Origin of the sequence: Fontivita pretiosa (assembly GCF_050410795.1) — a bacterium.
Taxonomy (GTDB): domain Bacteria; phylum Planctomycetota; class Phycisphaerae; order Tepidisphaerales; family Tepidisphaeraceae; genus Fontivita; species Fontivita pretiosa.
The window spans coordinates 5,350,021-5,366,013 of record NZ_CP191258.1; the positions used below are offsets into that span (position 1 = coordinate 5,350,021).

The 15,993-nt window shown below is 64.9% G+C and carries 13 protein-coding genes and 1 tRNA gene; 5 read left to right on the forward strand and 9 right to left on the reverse strand.

Features of this window, described 5'->3' with window-relative positions; translation table 11 throughout:
• Nucleotides 1–72: 72 nt before the first annotated feature.
• The 3 genes from ACQS5P_RS21675 to ACQS5P_RS21685 are packed head-to-tail and all read right to left on the reverse strand — an operon-like array spanning nucleotide 73 to nucleotide 5,230.
• Nucleotides 73–1,533: a twin-arginine translocation signal domain-containing protein gene (locus ACQS5P_RS21675; RefSeq protein ID WP_428938703.1), complete on the reverse strand. Its 1,461-nt coding sequence runs from the start codon at nucleotides 1,531–1,533 to the stop codon at nucleotides 73–75.
• Nucleotides 1,530–2,396, reverse strand: coding sequence for an SMP-30/gluconolactonase/LRE family protein (locus ACQS5P_RS21680; RefSeq protein WP_428938704.1), 867 nt, complete (start codon nucleotides 2,394–2,396; stop codon nucleotides 1,530–1,532). Before ACQS5P_RS21680 ends, ACQS5P_RS21675 begins: the two co-directional genes overlap by 4 nt.
• Before the next feature lie 41 nt (nucleotides 2,397–2,437).
• The gene (locus tag ACQS5P_RS21685; RefSeq protein ID WP_428938705.1) at nucleotides 2,438–5,230 is read right to left on the reverse strand and encodes a hypothetical protein; all 2,793 of its coding nucleotides are present in this window, start codon (nucleotides 5,228–5,230) and stop codon (nucleotides 2,438–2,440) included.
• Nucleotides 5,231–5,273: 43 nt separating this feature from the next.
• On the opposite strand from ACQS5P_RS21685, the gene ACQS5P_RS21690 reads away from it, so the two are divergent.
• Nucleotides 5,274–6,611, forward strand: a complete 1,338-nt coding sequence (locus ACQS5P_RS21690; protein WP_428938706.1) for an ADP-ribosylglycohydrolase family protein — start codon at nucleotides 5,274–5,276, stop codon at nucleotides 6,609–6,611.
• Nucleotides 6,612–6,623: 12 nt separating this feature from the next.
• Here ACQS5P_RS21690 and ACQS5P_RS21695 read toward each other — a convergent pair whose 3' ends face one another.
• Nucleotides 6,624–9,419 carry an alpha-L-rhamnosidase C-terminal domain-containing protein gene (locus ACQS5P_RS21695; protein ID WP_428938707.1) on the reverse strand — a complete coding sequence of 932 codons (2,796 nt, stop codon included), beginning with the start codon at nucleotides 9,417–9,419 and terminating at the stop codon, nucleotides 6,624–6,626.
• A 477-nt stretch (nucleotides 9,420–9,896) separates the two neighbouring features.
• Between ACQS5P_RS21695 and ACQS5P_RS21700 the strand changes: the two genes are divergently transcribed.
• Nucleotides 9,897–10,553: a biotin transporter BioY gene (locus ACQS5P_RS21700; RefSeq protein ID WP_428938708.1), complete on the forward strand. Its 657-nt coding sequence runs from the start codon at nucleotides 9,897–9,899 to the stop codon at nucleotides 10,551–10,553.
• Between the two features lie 109 nt (nucleotides 10,554–10,662).
• Nucleotides 10,663–11,382 carry a type II secretion system protein gene (locus ACQS5P_RS21705; protein WP_428938709.1) on the forward strand — a complete coding sequence of 240 codons (720 nt, stop codon included), beginning with the start codon at nucleotides 10,663–10,665 and terminating at the stop codon, nucleotides 11,380–11,382.
• Nucleotides 11,383–11,403: 21 nt separating this feature from the next.
• Here the strand turns inward: ACQS5P_RS21705 and ACQS5P_RS21710 are convergent, their stop codons facing one another.
• The 5 genes from ACQS5P_RS21710 to rpmA all read right to left on the reverse strand — a co-directional run bounded on the left by ACQS5P_RS21710 (nucleotide 11,404) and on the right by rpmA (nucleotide 14,824).
• Entirely contained in the window at nucleotides 11,404–11,823 is a 420-nt protein-coding gene (locus ACQS5P_RS21710) for a PilZ domain-containing protein (RefSeq protein WP_428938710.1), read from the reverse strand.
• Between the two features lie 17 nt (nucleotides 11,824–11,840).
• Entirely contained in the window at nucleotides 11,841–13,514 is a 1,674-nt protein-coding gene (locus tag ACQS5P_RS21715) for a sensor domain-containing diguanylate cyclase (RefSeq protein WP_428938711.1), read from the reverse strand.
• A gap of 229 nt (nucleotides 13,515–13,743) precedes the next feature.
• Nucleotides 13,744–13,816, reverse strand: a tRNA-Thr gene (locus ACQS5P_RS21720).
• A gap of 89 nt (nucleotides 13,817–13,905) precedes the next feature.
• A complete protein-coding gene (locus tag ACQS5P_RS21725; protein WP_428938712.1) occupies nucleotides 13,906–14,373 on the reverse strand; it encodes a GreA/GreB family elongation factor in 468 nt (155 codons plus the stop codon).
• Nucleotides 14,374–14,566: 193 nt separating this feature from the next.
• Nucleotides 14,567–14,824 (reverse strand): 50S ribosomal protein L27, encoded by a 258-nt coding sequence (rpmA, locus tag ACQS5P_RS21730; protein WP_428938713.1) that lies wholly within the window; start codon nucleotides 14,822–14,824, stop codon nucleotides 14,567–14,569.
• Nucleotides 14,825–15,035: 211 nt separating this feature from the next.
• Between rpmA and ACQS5P_RS21735 the strand changes: the two genes are divergently transcribed.
• Both ACQS5P_RS21735 and ACQS5P_RS21740 read left to right on the forward strand, forming a co-directional pair.
• Complete coding sequence (locus ACQS5P_RS21735) at nucleotides 15,036–15,611, forward strand: vitamin K epoxide reductase family protein (RefSeq protein ID WP_428938714.1); 576 nt, start codon at nucleotides 15,036–15,038, stop codon at nucleotides 15,609–15,611.
• A 24-nt stretch (nucleotides 15,612–15,635) separates the two neighbouring features.
• Nucleotides 15,636–15,992 carry an SPW repeat protein gene (locus tag ACQS5P_RS21740; protein WP_428938715.1) on the forward strand — a complete coding sequence of 119 codons (357 nt, stop codon included), beginning with the start codon at nucleotides 15,636–15,638 and terminating at the stop codon, nucleotides 15,990–15,992.
• Nucleotide 15,993 lies beyond the last annotated feature (1 nt).

Sequence of the window (15,993 nt, forward strand, 5' to 3'; positions counted from 1 at the left end):
GCTCATGCAATCGACGCTTCCTGCGATTCAGACTCATCGAGAATGCCCATCCCCCGCCGCACCCAGGGACTTTCATACTTCCATCGCATACACCCGCGCGTCGCGCAGGTGAAACTCCAGCCGCAGCGGCCTGCCCTTCAGCGACTCCATGGGCTGCTTCCACTTCACGGCGTGCGCCAGCGAATCTCCAGTGATCGGGGCGCAGTCGCCGGCGGCAAAGCCGCTGATGGGCTGTCCAGCCGCGTCCAGCACTGCGATGCGCAGCTCGCCTGCAACATCCGCATTCACCGTCAGCCGCGACCCCTCGATCGTAACAACCGGCGTGCGGAACGTGCCGCCCCGCGCATCGGCGACGCGGGCAACGAACCGATCTCGCCGCATCCGCGCAAAGCCGATCTGGCGTTCCTTGAACCGCTCGACCTTGTGCCCCCGCGCGTACCCGCCGTAGTAGATGAATACCTCATCCTCGACGGGCAGCAGGCAGTCGCCCCAGGTCATGGCGCGGTCCCACGTATGCGGCTGGGGGTTGCGATCCATGAACGGCTCGCGGTCGCGATGCCACGTTTCACCATCGCGCGTCCACGCCAGGCATGTGTAGCCGATGCCGGTCTTTTCCCCGTCCGGCTCGGGCGAAAGGTCGTCGCGAAGCACCTTCAGCAGGCCAATCAGCAGCCCCCCGCGCGCGATCACCTGACCGATGCTGTAGAACTCGGTGATGCCTTCGTCCTTTTCGTCGGCGACGATAATGCGCCTGGGCGGCGTCCAGTGGATGCAGTCTTCGCTGACACTCTGGCCAACAAGCCGCCGATAGCCCTCCTTGGCGTTGGGCGTGCTGCCTTTGTATCCATCTGCCGGCCGGGAGTGCACCTTGCACAGCAGCAGGTAGCGGTTGCGGATCGGATCGCGGCTGAGCGAAATGATGTCGCCGAAATCGTCCAAATCGCGCTTGGCGCAATCCGTCCAGTTCAGCCCGTCGGCCGAGAACGCCGTGTACAGCGCGTTCCGCTCGAATGCCAGTTTGTAACGCCTGGATCGATCCGGAAAATTCGGTCCGTCATCGACCACGTAGGCCCCGAATCCCACCGCGATGCCGCCCGGATCCGGCAGCACCCGATGCGGTCGAATCCAGTGAATGCCGTCTTGCGATTCGATGTAGCCGATGAGCGATCGGGAGCTTTGAGGCGGATCGGTCATGGCGTTGTACCACATCCGAAATCGCCCGGTCTGCGGATCGCGCAGCACCGTCACGTACGGCTGGAAGCACTTGTCCTGCTCCGCGGTGACAATCGGCTCGGGCAAGCGAGTCGGCGGGTTGACCACGCGCTTTACGTTGCTGAGGTGCTCGATGAGTTCGTCGTCGATGAACAACTGCACGCCGGGCGACAACCGCCTGGGTGTCGCGCTCGGGTTCAGCATACTGCCCAGGGTGGCGCCCGGCGGGTGCATGATGGCCAGCGACGCCGCCGCCCCCACGCCCGCCGCCTTGAGAAACTCTCGCCGATTCAGATTCGGATTGATCGATTGCCCGCTCATTGTCCTCTCCGCATCATGATTCTGGAACGGAATGACGGTCGCCCGCGGGCGGCAACCCTCACGCAGAACAATGCCCCGTCGAGGGAATCCGGGGTTGTCGGCAGCCCCTCGGCGGCGGTGGTGATGAACAGCGTATCCAGATCCTTGCCGCCAAAGATGACCGAAGAGACCTTTTGCACCGGCAGTGCAACCCGGCCGATCTCCCGCCCGTCGGGACTGTGTTTCCACACGCCAAACCCGCCCCACCGCGCCGACCACAGGTTGCCTTCGGTATCGACCGCCAGCCCGTCCGCAACGCCCTGACCCTGCGGCACGCGAACCACCGTTCGCTTGTTGCTGATCCGGCCGCTGCCGCGGTCATAGTCGTAACAGAAAATCGAGTTGGCTGACGTGTCGGTCCAATAGAAGCGACTGAGGTCCGGGCTGAAGTCCATGCCGTTGGCGCAATCCGTGCCCCGCTCCAGGAGCGTAACCCGGCCGTCCAGATCCACTCGATACAGTCCTCCGCTGAGCTTTTCGCCAATCGTTCCGGCAAAGACGCGGCCTTCCGGATCGGCGATGACGTCATTGAACCGCACCATCTGCGGATCGATGTTGTCGATGATCACGGCCGTCGAGCCATCCTCGCCCAGCAGCGCGATGTTGTTGGCGCGGAACAGCAGCAGAGAGCCATCTTCCTGAAGCGTGAAACCTCCGACCGGCTCGCCGTTGTAAATCTGCCGGTGTGTGCGTGTCGCGATGTCCCAGCAGAACAGCTTGCCTCCATCGATGTCGGTCCAGTAGACCAGTCCGCGACGTTCGTCCCAGAGCGGGCCTTCGCCGACCTGGCAATGCTCGTTCACAACGACCTGTGGTTGTTCCATCACTGGCTCCTGTAAATGCGAGTTGACAGCCCGCCGCCGTGTCAGGGCCGCTGTCCGATTCCATAGACCCAACCGTTCTGACAGCACACGATAATCTGTGTTGAGCCATCTCCGAAGACATCCGCAATGGCAACGGGGCTGGCGTAGTTCGCAAGCGACAGTGTCCACTCGATGGCGCCCGATCGGCCGTCCGCGCCGCCGCCAACGGCGTACAGCGTGCTGGCAATCGTGAAGATGCATTCGTCGCGACCGTCGCCGTCGATGTCCGCCGCCGCCGGATCCGTCGGCTTCTCCTGAACCGGCAACGACAGATGCCACTTGACTGCACCGGTGGCGATGTCCAGGCACTGAAGCTGGCGCAATCCATCCGGTCCGCGGGCGCCCGGCACCAGCAGCTCAAGCTGCCCGTCACCTTCCATGTCCGCCGGAACGCACCGAACGTCGCTTCCGAAGTTGGGATAACGAGGATCATCCGGATCGAAGCTGGATTTCCAGATCGTGGTTCCGTCACGCCACAGCATCACGTGACCGTTCGCGTTGGTGTAAAGGATCTGCACGTCGCCATCGCCCAGCAGATCGCCGGCTATCGACCAGCCGTAATATCCCTGACCGTTGGCAAAATCGCGGGCGTGCTTTTTGAGCAGCAGTTGGCCGCTGGGACCGTCGGCGACGCAGAACACGTCGGGGTAGTTGCTCAACACGTCCTCGCAGCCGTCACGGTTGTAGTCGAAAATCGTGAACCATGCGCGGCCGAATTCCCGCTCATCGGTGGAATGACTGCGGAACCACACCGGCTGGCCGCTGCGACCGTCCAGCAGCCAGGTTTCCCCGCCGATGCGCCGAAGCTGAACCAGGATGTCCATTTGCTGGCGATCACGGAAATAGCCCCCCTGCCAGTACATCAGTCCCGGCACGTTCCACGGTGGCGGGGTGCCGGCAAACTCCTCGAAGTCGCGATGCCATACCTCGCGGCCGTCGGCATCGACCACCAGCAGCCGGGCGCAATCGCCCGGCCCGCGCGTGCCGACGATCGCGCAGGCCGATCCATCCCCCCGCACATCCGCCAGTACCGCTCCCTCAAAGTAGTTATTGCACGTTGTGGCCCGGCCCGGGATTCGCCACAGGCGCTGAACCGTCCCGTCCGGCCGCGGGCGAATCGCCTCGATCGTCTCGGCAGCGCCCTGGGCGATGATCGTCGCCGGCGCCTCTGGCTTCATTCGCCCCACAACCACCGGCGACATCAGCGCCGCGGTCATCCGGGACACTACGACCCGCGCGGCAAATCCTTCGCTGCTCACGGACGCATCCGATTCGCCCTCCAGCGTATTGGCGCGAAGCAAAATGCTCGCGGGCTGCGGATCGAGGTCGTCGGCGGAATGGCGGCCAACCGCCAGCGCCTCCAGACGCGGCCCGGTCAATCTCCCAATCGGCGCAATGCCCGAGCCGTCGTGCTGCCAGGCCGTCAGCTCCATCTGCATGGTCTGGTCCGCAACCCGCCGGCGCGTGAAGAACACCGGCCGGCCTCCAGGCTCAATCGCACCGCACAGTACGGTGCGTCGCGGTTCGGCCGCCCCGCTGTTGACATGATCCGGGAATTGTGCGAGGTCGGCCAACTGATACGACGCCGACTCCTGCGTCCACATCGACTCAGCCCGTCCGGATTTGAAGCTGAAGACCGCCAGCGGCGCCGGATCCGGCCGGCGCAGCCCCCGTGGCGCTTGCCAGCACAACAGCTCCGCCGAACCGTCGCCATCCAGATCGCGTGACCCGGCCATGAACCAGCCTGCCAAATCGTGCAGGCGCCGGCCCGTCATCCCGTCCAGCACCAGCGTGTGCCACAACCCGTCACGCTCATGGTTGTACACGTTCACAACGATCTCACGCCGACCGTCGCCGTCCAGATCCTGCACCGGCTCGGGATTCACGACAACGGCCACCGTGTCCTCGGCGGCGGGCATGTGCTGCCCGGGCTTGTGTATGATCCAGTTCCACAGGCGGGTGAGTCGTCCGTCTCGCCAACCCATCACCGCCATGTGATGCACGAAGTCGTCGATGATCACGAACTCGTCGCGCCCCTGGCCGTCCAGATCAACAGCGCCGAACCATCCGTATGCCCGACCGCCAAGCTCGGGCGCCTCCTCCTGCAATTTGAACTGGGCCTGCTCCTTGAGCTGGCCCGTGCGGGCATCCAGAAGGTTCAGCTTGTACCACGGCAGCAGTGCGATCTCGGTCTGCCCGTCCCGGTCAAAGTCGCCGAAAATCGGCTCGGCCACCCAGATCAGCGTGTCCGTGGTCGTCTGCCACTTGACCGCCCACTGGCGGTTCTGGCGGAACTTCAGCGTGACTTTGCCCAGGTATGGTTCGCGGTCGGGATAGTTCAGCGCTTCGCAGATGACGGCCTGAAGCCCGGGCGTATCGGGCAGCATTTTCCCGAGCTTGACGTTGAAGCCCGACCACGACTCCGACCACAGTTTTCCATCGCCATCGAGATCGTGCCATGGCGGGGCCGCACCCCACGCGGCGAACAGCCGATCGACCGACATGTTCGCGGACACATCCTCTGCCGGCAGCGCAAGCTGGATCTGCCCGGCGTGGCGGTTTGCAGTCAGCAGCGTTTCTCTGGCCGCCAGTCGGTGCTTCCACAGGATCGCCGGAGAGGTGATGTTGCCTCGCAACTTCGAGCGTGCGATCAGGTCGCGATCGCCCCGGATTTGCCACCATTGCCCCCGGTCCGTCGCGCGCGTCGTCGCACCCCCGCCTGCCGCCAACGCATCGCCGCCCAACATCAGCACCAGCAACACGCACGTCAGGCTTGTGGCGAAGCACCGGCCCATCGTATATGCTCTGCTTCCACGGACTCGGCCAGGACAACACCCCATGCTACCGCCTCTGGATCTGCTGCGACAGTCATTGAAACAGATCATCATCGACAAACAACGGCAAGGGCACGTGACCAGCGGGCTGAACGAGCGGCTGGATGGCCTGCCCGACAGCTACGACGCGATGGCGGATTTCGCCCGCGAGCTGGCGCGCCTTCCGATGCGCCCCGACTGGCGTTTCGTCGAGCCCAATGCGCTGGACGAAATCTGGGCCGAATGCGACCCGAACCGCGCGACCGGGCCGATCGCGTCGGTTGACGTGCGCGACATCGCGCCGCGCGTTGAAACCGCGTTCCTCTCGGCCGTCTGCGGGTGCATCCTGGGCAAACCGCTGGAGGTCCGCCCGACACTCGAACAGATCCGCGCCGCCGCCAGCGCGGTGGGCGAATGGCCGCTGAACGACTACGTCAGCGAGGCGATGCTCGCGGCGCTGGGCCGGCGGCACAACACCTGGGCCGAATGCGTGCGCGGGCGAATCGCCTACGCCGCGCCGGACGACGATATCAACTACAAAATTGCCGGCATGTTGTTGCTCGAACAATTCGGACGCGACCTGAGCACCGATCACGTCCGGCAGTTCTGGTTCGTCAACTTCCCCGCCGGCTGGCAGTGGGGCCCGGAGCGCACGCTCAACGTGCGCGCGGCGATGTGGTCGATGCGCCTGCCTCAGGGCGAAAAGCCGCCGCTGGAGGAATGGGTCAGCGTGCTCAATCCCCGCGACGAGTACTGCGGCGCGCTGATCCGCGCCGACGCCTACGGCTATGCCTGCCCCGGACACCCCGCGCTGGCCGCAGAGCTTGCCTGGCGCGACGCCAGCTACACCCACCGCCGCACCGGCATCTACGGCACGATGTTCACCGCCGCCGCCATCGCGACCGCCTTTGTCGCCAGGGACTGGGAACAGATCTTCCGCGTCGCCGTGCAGTACGTCCCCCGCCGCAGCCGCTTCGCCGAGGTCGTGCAGGATTCGATCGAACAGGTTCGCCAGGCGTCGGACTGGCTCGACGGCTACGCCCGCATCCATAACAAATATAGAGAATACGATCATTGCCAGATCTACCAGGAGATCGGCACCGTCATCAACACGCTGCGTTTCGCCCGCGACATCGGCCAGGGAATCTGCATGCAGGTCAGCCAGGGCAACGACACCGACAGCTTCGGCGCCACCGCCGGGTCCATCCTGGGGGCTTTCCATGGTCCCGGCAAGCTCGAGCCGCGATGGCTGGCGCCATTCAACGATCGCATCCACTGCACTGTGGCGATGTTCCACGAGCACCGGCTGTCGGAGGTCGCGCGTCGAATGGGCGCGCTGCCGGCGCGGGTGCTGAACGGCTGAACCCCGCCGCGGCTAAAAACCGGTGATCACCCGCACTGCATCCGAAGGCGGCCGGGCATCGACGTGAACTTTGTCATCACGGCGCTCGACGCGCACTCGCAAAGGGCCGTGCGGGGTGGCGACGGTCCCTTCCGCCCAATTCAGGTGGCACAGGTTCGGCTCGATGTGGAACTCTCTGCCGCCAGGCGCCGTCGGGCAGATGCCCAGAATCACCCGCGGCAGATAGTAAAGCGGCGAGGCAGACCAGCCGTGGCAGTGGCTGCGCGTCGGCCAGCCGGGCTCGTGATACTTTGATTCGGGAAACATCTCCCACAGCGTGGTCGCACCGGCGTCGAGCATCGGCTTGAAGTCCCGCAGCATCGCATCGATGAGCATCCTGCCCTGTCCCAGCTTCTGGAGCGTGCCATAGAAATAGTGCAGGGCGAACGGCGAGCCGCAACGCGTCACCTCCGGCGCCGGGGAAAGAACCAGTCGTTTCGGACTCTCGATTCGCTGCGGTGTTGCGGCGTCGTACAACAACGCCAAAAACTGCGGATGCTGCGACAGCCCCACCGGCTTGCCGGATTCATCGTATGCGTCGGGATATCCGCCAGTCTGCGGATCGAACGTCGAATCGATGCCGCGGGCGATCCGTTGCCGCATCGTGCCCAGCCACCTGGCATCCTCGACGTGCCCCAGGACATCGGCGCAGCGGATGGCCGCGTCGATCGCGCCGATCATGAACATCGAGTTGTGCAGCACGACACGATGCTGCTGTCGAAGCGGCGTCCAGTCGAACAGGTTCCAGAACCACGCATCGAAAAGGCCACGATCGTTCAGGTAGGTCTGCGCCGACAGCAGGTTCATCCGCACCGCCGGCCAAAGCTCCGCCAGCGATTCCTTTTCGCCGCTGTACTGGTAGTAATCCCACACCGCGATGCCCCAGAGGAAGCTCCAGGCGGGCAGGATCATGTCCCAGCTCGAGGGCACCTGCGCCCCGATCATCGGCAGCCGCGCCAGCGACTGCGCCGCCAGCCGCAGGCTTCGCAGCGAAATGTCTCGCGCATCGAACGTCCACAGCCCGTAAAGCTGTTCCGGCTGAAGATCGCCGATCCACAGCGTCTGCTCGTACAGCGGACAATCGACGTACACGTCGTCCATGCACAGCTCCAGCGTCCGCCGGGCCATGTTCCACAGGCGATTCAGTCGATCATCATCGCAATTGAACGAGCCGATCACGCGCGCCGGATAACGCGATTCGGTGACGTGGACGCCGTGTATCGTGATCGGCGAGCCAAGGCCGCGCGCGGTGAGAAACAGGTGCCGCCCCGATCGACGCAGCAGTGAGCGATAGCGCTGCCGGCCCCCGCGGCAGATGTAGCGGAATCCGTTTCGCGCGCCTGGCGTGTTCTGCACCCTGCCATCCGGCGCGACGTTCTCGACGAGGAACAAATCCAGCGCCGCGCCATCGTCGGATGCCTCGACGTCGATCTCGTGATACCCGCAGTACTGATCGCCCAGGTCGATGTGCAATTCGACGTCGCCGTCGGCCTGGGGCGCGAGCGTGAGGGGCAAGCGGCTTCCCTGCATGGCTGGCAACACGCGCAGCGGCTCTCGCCTCGCAAACGCCGCGTGCGGGTCATCCCAGGCGATCTGCTCGCGCCTGGCCGGGCGCGCGCCACGCTCGTGCAGCCACGCCCGCAACGACTCCACCGACACACTGGCGCCGCTTCCGGCAGCGGTGCAGAATTCGTGATACTGCCGCTTGATCGCCTCGCGATCCGCCCGCGGCGGCTCGCTCCAGCACATGTCATCCTCGACCCAGTCGAACTCGGGCAGAAGAATCATCGCCCAGGCCGAGTCCGCGCCCGGATCAATCGGATTTTCCAGCCTCAGGCCCGCGCCTCGCGGCTCGTCCAGCACCGCTTCATGTCGATGGTCGAACAACGCGCTGACAAAGCACAACATCGCGTTGGCGCCGGGATGAAGCTCCAGCACGCCGTCGCATCGCCGGCCGTTCACGAAGGCGATCCAGTCCGGCCAGCGCCATGGCAGGCTTTCGCCGCCGTCGGCATGGATGATAGTGGCCAGTCCCAGGTTGCGGCTGGCGTAGCGGTTGGTGGAGATGACCCCCGGATGGCACAGCCGCCGCACCGGCACGGCCCAGGGAAGCTGTGACACAGCTTTGACCGCGCGTCCGGCCGTCACCGGCGGCACGGTAACCTGGTATCGCCCCGGAAGCGCCACATCGCGTGGCCTTAAACATCCCCACGGCCCGCCGTGCGCCGGCGCGATCACGCTCACCTGCTGATCGATCGGCTGCTGGATGGCCGGCAGGCAGGCGTCGCCCCGGCGCGCGTCGATCCACTCCCCCGGTCCCATCTGCACGCACATCTTGGGGCTGGTCTGTCGCCAGGCCCAAAAAGGCGCCGCCCGCCAGGAGCTGTCCGTCGCCGCCACGGTCCGCCACCGTCCAGACGTGTCCTTCACATCAAGCTGCAACAGAAACCCTGCCTGTTGCGGAATCTGATGAAATGTCCCCGACCCGAAATACCGCGCGACGGCCAGGATCTGGTTCTCCCCGGCGCGCAGCACGCCACTCAGATCGACCAGGTCAAAGTAATAAGCCCATGGCCAGCCTCGACACGGGCCATCGGCAATCCACTCGCCGTTGACGAAGATGCGTGCTTCGGTATCTGCCGAAAACGCCAGCCGCGCCCCCGCGGGCACGCCGTCGATCTCAATCGCCTTGTGAAACAGAACCGCCTGGTTGTATTGATGTAAATCTTCGCCCAGCCACACCCACGCCGCGATCAGTTGCATGTCCATAGCCACAGCAGTATCGCCGACAACCCCGCCGCCACCAATTTGCGCCGTCTTGATCGGCAACAGGGCATGTGTCCGGATCTGCCGGCGCGGCGGTGCTGGTGGGAGGCACTTTGAGCCTGTCCGGCAATTCCCAAGATGGTTTTTCTTCGTGTCACGGGCGTCGCGCCCGTGCCCGGCGGCATGGAGTGCTGAAGAGCCCGGAGATCAGACTTTCGAACTCGAGCGCACCGCGCATGGCCGGGACGGCCATGCCACAGTTGGCTCAAGCGTGTCACGGGCGTCTCCGCCCGTGCATTGGCCGCTCGCACGGGCGGAGACGCCCGTGACACAAAATCTGTTGCACCAACCACTACCTCAACCGCGGCGTCGTTGGCGCGCTGCGGATTGGATGGGCGCGCCCGATTCCGCGGGAGGGCTGCCAGCGAACCAGCAACTCTTTTGACAATCGCCGCGAGTTTGCTAAAGGAGTCCGCCACTATGACTGTGAACCGAATGACACTGGCTCGGGCCGTTCTTCTCCGCACCGACACTTTCAGCCGCCCGTGGCTGCGGGATGCAACCCTGACGCTGGCTGGATCGCTGCTGGTGGCGGTGTGCGCACAGGTGAGTATCCCGCTACCGTACACACCAGTGCCGGTGACGCTACAGACATTTGCCGTATTGCTGATCGGCGCCCTGCTGGGGCCGAGGCTGGGGGCGATGGCGATGGCGGCGTACCTGGCGGAGGGACTGGCGGGACTGCCGGTGTTCGCCGGCGGACGCAGCGCCTGGAGCCCCAGCAGCCTGCCGGCGCTTCCGGTGATCATCGGTCCAACCGCAGGGTATTTGCTGGCCTTCGTGCCCGCCGCGGCTGTGAGCGGCTTGCTGGCGCGGCGTGGCTGGGACCGCCGCTTCTTCACCGCCGCCGCCGCTCTGTTCGCCGGCAGCTTCGTGATTCTCGGCTGCGGGTTCTGCTGGCTGGCCGGGGTCACATGGCTGGTTAGCGGGCAGGTGCGCGCCGCGGAGCTGTTCGCGCTGGCCGTGGTGCCGTTCCTGCCCGGGGATGTGCTCAAGGTGCTGCTGGCAGCAATAGCGCTGCCCGCCGCGTGGAAATTCGTCGCTCCGGCGGATCACACCAGCACGCGCCGCGACTGAAGCCAGTAACACTGGGCCAATCAATTCATTGATCGTTCGATCGAATCGACGGTCGCTGTCCTGGGTGCTGTTCCGTTCTTGACTGGTTGCCTTCTGCGGGAACACGACGATGAAACTGTTGTCGCTCACAGCCGACAAGGGGCGCGGACGGGGGTTTACTCTGGTTGAGCTGCTGGTGGTGATCGGCATCGTTGCGGTGCTGATTGCGATCCTGATGCCCGCGCTGGTCGGCGCCCGGCGCGCCGCCCAGCGAACCGCATGCGCCAGCAATCTCCGCCAGTTGGGCGCGGCCTTCCAGATGTATCTCATTGATCACAGGGGAATCTATCCGGCCGCACAGGATCCGGTTTCCACCACGCCTTATGTGTGGCTGTGGATGGGGCGTGGCTGGCGGCCGGTGCTCGAGCCGTATGCCCGTCGCAGCAGCGGCAACCCCGGGGTCTTCTGGTGTCCGGCGGACGAAACGGCAGTCGGCAAGTACGACAGTACCTCCTACGCGTACTCCATGTGCTTCTATCACAGTCCCGAGCAGATCGACACCCGCAGCAGCGTCGCCTCCAACTACACCGATCCCCTGCCGCCGATCCCGCAGAAGGCCTCGCGCGTGCGGTTTGCCGCTCAGAAGGTGCTGGCTGGTGAGTGGCTGTCCAATCATGCGCCGTTCAGCGGAGACGGCGGATGGTTCGGCCCGCCGGGCGGCAGCCGCGTCTTCCTCTTCGCCGATGGACACGTCCAGGCGGTTTCATCCAAGGACATGCGCCCCGCCAACGACGGCAAGCCCAACCCCAACCTCACCGTCAACGGGGTTCGCGGGCGGGACATCAACTGAGCAGGCGATGAGCTGGACAATTCAGCCGCGTGCCCGTGCCCTGGCCGAAGACTGGTTTGCGGACTTGGGCGCCGCCGCAGCCGACGTCGGCTCCAATACCCGCAGCAGCTTGGCGCCGACCATGTATTGTCCATCCACCAGACGAGTGCAGTGCACCACCTGATACGCGATCCGCAGCACCTGGTAGCGCCCTCGGGCAAGACATGCAATCACCGGGGTTCCGGGCGGAATCGGCTCGTTGTTGACGAACCCCATCCCCTCGCTGGACAGGTTCCGCAGCCACACCACATGCCGTCTGCCAGCCTTGCCTTCCGCGCCCGTAATGACTTCCAACTGCGTCCGCAGACCCACGCGCGGAGCCAGCCGTTTGTCACTGGATCGCGCGGCATCGGACTTGAGCGTGGCGACAATCTGCTCGAAACGATCAGCGGTGAGGAGCATGATGAGCCCTCCGCGGCTCAGGTGGCGGGGCGATCCTCGCGACGCAGCCGGCGGTTGCGCTTCTGTGCATACATCCGCTCATCGGCACGCCGAAGCAACGCGTCGATCGTCGTCTCTGCCGAAGGAATCCCCACAATTTCCAGCCCCACGCTGGCTGTGACGGACAGTGGCAGCGGCTGAGCCGAGGTGAGCGAGCGCGTCGTCACCAGGAAGCTCGCCAGGTTCTGGGTAATGCGTCTCTCGTCGGCCTGGAGTTGTTCGATGTCGGCGCCGACGACCAGCACGGCGAACTCGTCGCCGCCGATGCGTCCGACGATACCGCGCGTGGCCAGGGCATCGCGAATGCGCTGGCTGGCGGCGGCCAGGACCGCGTCGCCTGCCGCGTGACCGTGTGTGTCGTTGACCGACTTGAAATCATCCATGTCCACGAAGCCGACCATGCACGGCCTCTCATACTCGCGCACCAGTGCCAGGATGCGCGCGGCGCGGGTGAAAAAGCCTCGCCGGTTCAGCGCCCCGGTCAGCTCGTCGTAATCCGCCTGCACCACGTGCTGCTGAAGCAGCCCCACCTTTTCCAGCAGCTCCCCTTCGCGCTGCTTCAGTTCGCCGATCTCCGATTTGGACGCCGACACCGCCGATTCCATCGCCGTGGCGATCTCGTGGCTGAGCGCCTGGAGAAACTCCCGGAACGCCACGCTGCTTTCGTCGGCCTCGCCAAACGTCTGGAGCATCTGCCCGAAGCGGGCACCGATCTGCTTGAGAATGGCGTTGCAGGCGGCGGGATTGCTCAGCCCCACCGAAGTCCGCAGCCGCAGCGCCAGCAACTGCGCTGTCTGCGGGGTGAGCTGCGCCAGCTTGTGCGGCAGCCAGCTCGCCAGATCCAGCGCACGCGCCATCGCCGGGTCCGACTCCAGCGCCTCGCTGAGCGCCGCCAGGCCGCAGTGATGCACCGCGATGGCGCGGCAGAACGGTTGTGGCAACCCCATCGCCTTGCCAACCAGCCCGCCCAGTTCCGCGTGATCAACGCCGTTGATCCGTTTTTCGCGGTCGCATCGCTCATCGGGATTGTCGAGCTGGAGGATGGCGCTGATTTCCGGCCAGGCGGAGCGGTCCGAGGCGTAGATGACCGGCAGGGCGATGTCCTGGAGCAGCGCGCAAAGGAAGGCTTCCTCGGCCAGCGAGGTGGCGTCGGCCGGCGGCAGGTTCTGCGCTGACGCGGTCAGCTCTCGCGCCGTGACCGCCTTCAGCAGCGATGCCTTCCACATCGCCGCGCGCTCCGCGGCAGGCAGCGACAGCTTGTTGAAGATCCCCGCCAGCGAAAAACCGAACACCAGCGGCAGCAGGTTCTTGATTCCGATCATCGAGACCGCCTGCGACATGCGTGTCACGCGACTGGTGGGCTTGAACGCGGCGCTGTTGACCAGCGCCAGGACTTTGCTGGCCAGTCCCGGGTCGGCGCCGATGGCATTGGCGAAATCGTTCATCGCGGCGCTGCGGCTGCGGTGCAGGCGGAGGATGTGCATCGGCACAGCGAAGGTGGTCGGCAAGAGATCCAGCGACGCCGCCTGCTGCTCCAGCTCGCGGCGACGCTTGTCGGCAAGCTGCGCGCGATAGTTGTGTCCGGTGGAACTGCCCGCCGTCACGCCCGTAGGGGAGGAGCATACGGAAGATGAGCCTGCTGCCACGCGCACGTCTTTCCTCCGCCGCGAAAACAACCCCCGCTACGCATCGGGATTTTCGCCGGCAGAGTTAACCGATTGTGCCCGTCTTCACACAGTTTCTTGCTCGGCCAACGCTATCGGACGCGCGCTTGAACCGCCCCCAAGTCGATTCTCGGGCCAACACGACCAAATCCGGGATTTACCGATTGCCGGATGCCGGCGCGCCGACGCCAAACAGATGTGCTCACCCACAACAGCAAGCCACGAGTCGGGGTCGAACCGACGACCTGCGGTTTACAAAACCGCTGCTCTACCAACTGAGCTATCGTGGCGGTAACACCTGATCAATTATATCGTCGATGCGGTCGTTTCGCGGTGACATCGCTCACGCCTGGCAGGCGGGCGGCTGAACGCAGGCTGCCTACAGGATCTCCAGAATCTTGAACTCCATCGTCCCGCGCGGCGCCTTGACCTTCACCGTGTCGCCGACCCGCGCCTTCATCAGCGCTTCGCCCATCGGGCTGTTGACCGAGACCGGCAGCACGTCGCTGTTGGGGTCGGGGGTTGTCGCCTCCCCGACCAGGCGAACGAGCTGCTCACTGTCGTCGCTGAGGTCCAGCAGCTTGACCGTGTGCCCGAGGAAGACCACGTCCTGCGGAACGTGCTCATTGGAGACCACCGAGACATTTCTGAGCTTGGCCTCCAGCTCGGCGATCTGCCGCTGGATGTTTCGGTTCTCCTCCTTGGCAAAATGGTATTCGGCGTTTTCGGACAGATCGCCCAGCGAGGCGGCTTTGCGAATCCGCTCCTGGACTTCGACCTGCATTTTGTAGAGCTGCTCGCGCTTGGCTTCGAGCTGGGCCTTTTCCTGGGCACTGACGATCTGCATGGGCCACGGCTCCGACAGAGGGTCACGTTCGCATCGACTTTGCGGCAACCTCGAACCGCGAAGACTGCGACGCTCGCACTTGGAGAAAAACGAACCACCGCGCGAGGCCGCGCGGTGGCTGAAACCACGCCAATGATATCCCGTTGCGCCGGTTTGGCAACCGCCAAACTCGCCGGCGCGCGTCACGCCGACGTCAGGCGGGCACGGCCGCCGGCAACTCGCGAACGTGGACCTTTCTTCCCTGGAACTCCACCACGCCGTCGCACAGCGCGAACAGGGTGTCATCTTTGCCCTGTCCGACATTGAACCCGGGCACAAACCGCGTGCCCCGCTGCCGAAGAATGATCGATCCGGCGCGGATGTGCTGCCCGCCGTACACCTTTACTCCAAGGTACTGCGGGTTGCTGTCGCGCCCGTTCTTGGTCGAGCCTTGACCTTTCTTATGAGCCATAAATCACCTAACCAATTGCCAATCAACGTCTTACTGTCTCAACACTACTTGACCGCCCGTGCCGCCGCCCCAGGCGCGCGCTCTAGCGGCACCAACTCGGCCGCCAGAACAACAGTAGTCGAAACCCCCTTGGCCTTCAAGCGCCATGCCTGTTCGCAATCACTCACGCCCAGCCAGAAGCTCTGGCATCCGTCTCGCTCGGCCCGGGGGTATGAACCGCTTGGCAGAATCCGCGCCTGGCCGCGTGCCGCCAGGCTGGAGCTATAACCCCTCCACCTGGCCGCAGCGAGGGCCCATCATCCTCGCCGCAGTTGTTGGCTTCGTGCTGGCGATGTACCTGTCACTATACCAGTGGCGGATCATCGCTGGCGTGTGGGATCCGCTGTTTGCCTCGCCGCTGGAACAGTACCGCAACGGCAGCGAGCGAATCCTGAACACCTGGGTCTCGGAGTTGTTTCCCGTGCCCGATGCGTTCCTTGGGGCGTTGGGATACCTGGCCGACGCCATCACCGGCGCCATCGGCGGACCCCGCCGCTGGAGGACCATGCCCTGGATGGTCATCGTCTTCGGCGTGTTCGTCGGTCCGCTGGGCGCCGTCAGCGTATTGCTCGTGATTCTTCAGCCGGTGCTGTTCGACGCGTGGTGCGCAATCTGCCTGGCTACTGCGGTGATCTCGGTTGTGATGATCGGCCCGGCGATGGACGAGATGCTCGCCAGCCTCCAGTTCGTCGTACAGGAAAAGCGTCGTGGAGGCTCGATATGGCGGGCATTCTGGGGGCGGGTCTGATTTGCTTCGATCGATATACAGACGATGTGGGCGCAATGGATCAGCACGCTGGTGGGGATCTGGCTCATGGCGGCGCCGGACGTGCTGGGGTACGCCGGTTCACGCGCCGCGGCGAACAACCACCACATCGTCGGGCCGCTCGTGGCCACCTGCGCCGTCATCGCCCTCTGGCAGGTCACCCGCCCGCTGCGGTGGGTCAACCTGCTGCTGGGTTTGTGGCTGATCGTCTCGCCGATCATCCTGTCGCATCCGCCGATCGCGATGGCCCACAGCATCGTCGGCGGCGCGATCGTCGCCGCCATGTCCCTGATCCGCGGGCGGTTGAACAAACGCTTTGGCGGGGGATGGTTGCAGCTCTGGCGGGCAAATCCTGCAGGATAAT

What these genes read in the sequence shown, in the direction of transcription:
- ACQS5P_RS21675 (WP_428938703.1), bottom strand. Translation starts at nt 1,533, where the DNA reads ATGAGCGGGCAATCGATCAATCCGAATCTGAATCGGCGAGAGTTTCTC.
- ACQS5P_RS21680 (WP_428938704.1), bottom strand. Translation starts at nt 2,396, where the DNA reads ATGGAACAACCACAGGTCGTTGTGAACGAGCATTGCCAGGTCGGCGAA.
- ACQS5P_RS21685 (WP_428938705.1), bottom strand. Translation starts at nt 5,230, where the DNA reads ATGGGCCGGTGCTTCGCCACAAGCCTGACGTGCGTGTTGCTGGTGCTG.
- ACQS5P_RS21690 (WP_428938706.1), top strand. Translation starts at nt 5,274, where the DNA reads ATGCTACCGCCTCTGGATCTGCTGCGACAGTCATTGAAACAGATCATC.
- ACQS5P_RS21695 (WP_428938707.1), bottom strand. Translation starts at nt 9,419, where the DNA reads ATGGACATGCAACTGATCGCGGCGTGGGTGTGGCTGGGCGAAGATTTA.
- ACQS5P_RS21700 (WP_428938708.1), top strand. Translation starts at nt 9,897, where the DNA reads ATGACTGTGAACCGAATGACACTGGCTCGGGCCGTTCTTCTCCGCACC.
- ACQS5P_RS21705 (WP_428938709.1), top strand. Translation starts at nt 10,663, where the DNA reads ATGAAACTGTTGTCGCTCACAGCCGACAAGGGGCGCGGACGGGGGTTT.
- ACQS5P_RS21710 (WP_428938710.1), bottom strand. Translation starts at nt 11,823, where the DNA reads ATGCTCCTCACCGCTGATCGTTTCGAGCAGATTGTCGCCACGCTCAAG.
- ACQS5P_RS21725 (WP_428938712.1), bottom strand. Translation starts at nt 14,373, where the DNA reads ATGCAGATCGTCAGTGCCCAGGAAAAGGCCCAGCTCGAAGCCAAGCGC.
- rpmA (WP_428938713.1), bottom strand. Translation starts at nt 14,824, where the DNA reads ATGGCTCATAAGAAAGGTCAAGGCTCGACCAAGAACGGGCGCGACAGC.
- ACQS5P_RS21735 (WP_428938714.1), top strand. Translation starts at nt 15,036, where the DNA reads ATGAACCGCTTGGCAGAATCCGCGCCTGGCCGCGTGCCGCCAGGCTGG.
- ACQS5P_RS21740 (WP_428938715.1), top strand. Translation starts at nt 15,636, where the DNA reads ATGTGGGCGCAATGGATCAGCACGCTGGTGGGGATCTGGCTCATGGCG.